The following is a 1,410-nucleotide window of genomic DNA, read 5'->3' on the forward strand; positions in this document are numbered from 1 at the left end:
CCAAGGTCTGCTTTTTTTGAGTACTCGAAAAACTAAAGCTAGTTAAAAACCACTTTATCGCTGCCAGGAGCGGCTTTAAACTCGATGATAATTTTAGCGCAATCGGCTTTAACTTCATCTTTAAGTGTTTCTTCAGCTTGCCAGCGAGCTTTATCTAGCTTAAAAATTTCTTTTTTAGCATATTTTTTACGTGCATCGTGTGTCGGCATTTCTTTAACTACCTGGTACATTTTATAAATGCCAGGATATTGTGTCGTTAAATCACGCTCGCTCTCAAAGCCATATTGAGACATAAGTACCCAAATACGTAAACAGCCTTCAGAAAACTCACACTGCTCTTCATTCATTGCACGCGCAATTAAATGAATACTATCGGCTAGTTTGGCATTTCGCTTTAAACGCGACTTCTCAAGCTTTTGCTTTTGTTCAGCCTGCGTTTTAGCAATTAACTTTTTTTGCGCATTTAACTTATACAGCAACTGACCCGCATAAAATGCCAGACCAACTATTATAGCAGCGCCTAAAAGTAAGGCTAAAATTACCGCGGTACTCATTATTTATCCTTACTATTTGTCGTCTTCATCTAACCATTCGTTGGCTAAATCGTCAGATAAGTATTGATCGAAATCAGAATTGCCTTTGCTTTCAATATCATCTTCAAGGTCATCTTCAAATTCGTCTTCATCCTCGTCTTCAATACCAAGAATTTCACATAACGCCTGATGGCGAGCAATACGGCTATTAAAGTACTTAGCATCTTTACCAGTTAGCATTTCACCTTCTTCATGACGCTCTACTAGTTTAAGTAAACGCTCGTCATTCTCAAGTGCTTCTAGCTCTTGTTCAGGTGTAAATTCAGGCTCGATTACCTTTTTCAGCTCAATAGTTGGCTTTAAGTTGCGTTTCATTTCAACTTTAGGCTCAGGCGCAGTTGCAATTAATGGTACCGGCTTTTTACTGCCTACACGCTTATCTTTCGGCGCGTGACCAGCATTATGGCTTTCGCTATCTAGTAAATCTGGCGCGTTACGAGAACCTGGCTTAGCACCTTTGGTTTTTTTAACTCGCTGCTCTTTTAATGCGCGCATTTCTTTAAGCTTATCTTGGCTTAAACGAACAGGTCCGTTTGCTGGGCTTTTGCGTGACTTTTTAGTTCTACTCATATCTTGATCATCTCACTTAAGAGGTTTTGAGCGAAGCGCAAATTAATGGGCATCGCAGTGCTGGCCTAGCCAGAAGAATTCAGTTTGCGCTTAGAGGTTGGGTCTCTCATTTAAAAGCGCCTTAGCTAATTAATCGCTAATTTTAAACGGTGGGTATTGTAACAGGACAAATAAAAAGGCGGTAGAGAAAACATCTCTACCGCCTGCTAATCTGAGCGCCATTATCTGGACACTTCTCCCTTCGACT

At 40.4% G+C, this 1,410-nt stretch carries 2 protein-coding genes; both read right to left on the reverse strand.

All coding sequences use genetic code 11. From position 1 onward, the window contains the following. Positions 1 to 38: 38 nt before the first annotated feature. A complete protein-coding gene (locus tag GQR46_RS19675; RefSeq protein ID WP_010553820.1) occupies positions 39 to 554 on the reverse strand; it encodes a DUF2489 domain-containing protein in 516 nt (171 codons plus the stop codon). A gap of 12 nt (positions 555 to 566) precedes the next feature. Next, the gene (gene yihI / locus GQR46_RS19680) at positions 567 to 1,163 is read right to left on the reverse strand and encodes a Der GTPase-activating protein YihI (protein ID WP_007582074.1); all 597 of its coding nucleotides are present in this window, start codon (positions 1,161 to 1,163) and stop codon (positions 567 to 569) included. Between the last annotated feature and the right edge of the window lie 247 nt (positions 1,164 to 1,410).

Source organism: Pseudoalteromonas sp. Z1A6 (assembly GCF_011378745.1).
Taxonomy (GTDB): Bacteria; Pseudomonadota; Gammaproteobacteria; order Enterobacterales; family Alteromonadaceae; genus Pseudoalteromonas; species Pseudoalteromonas arctica.

What these genes read in the sequence shown, in the direction of transcription:
- GQR46_RS19675 (WP_010553820.1), bottom strand. Translation starts at nt 554, where the DNA reads ATGAGTACCGCGGTAATTTTAGCCTTACTTTTAGGCGCTGCTATAATA.
- yihI (WP_007582074.1), bottom strand. Translation starts at nt 1,163, where the DNA reads ATGAGTAGAACTAAAAAGTCACGCAAAAGCCCAGCAAACGGACCTGTT.